The following is a 337-nucleotide window of genomic DNA, read 5'->3' on the forward strand; positions in this document are numbered from 1 at the left end:
TTGAAGTACGTAACCCCGCCACCGATGGCGTGATTGCGTCTGTTGCCGATGGTAATGAGCAAGATGTTGACGATATTGTCCGCGCTTCTCATGAAGCGTTTACTTCTGGTGTGTGGTCAAAACTTCGCCCTGCCGATCGTGAGCGGTTGTTACTCAAATTAGCCGATGTGCTAGAAGCGCATACAGAAGAATTGGCGCAGTTAGAAACGCTGAACCAAGGCAAGTCGATTCATATCTCTCGCGCCATTGAAGTAGGTGCGGCAATCGAATATGTACGCTATATGGCGGGCTGGGCAACCAAGATTACTGGCGAAACCATGGATGTATCGATCCCTGT

At 49.9% G+C, this 337-nt stretch carries 1 protein-coding gene; it reads left to right on the forward strand.

The genetic code is table 11. From position 1 onward, the window contains the following. The coding region (locus tag LIN78_RS18000) for an aldehyde dehydrogenase family protein (protein ID WP_227182269.1) at window positions 1-337 on the forward strand (337 nt) is incomplete at both ends.

Source organism: Leeia speluncae (genome assembly GCF_020564625.1).
Lineage (GTDB): Bacteria > Pseudomonadota > Gammaproteobacteria > Burkholderiales > Leeiaceae > Leeia > Leeia speluncae.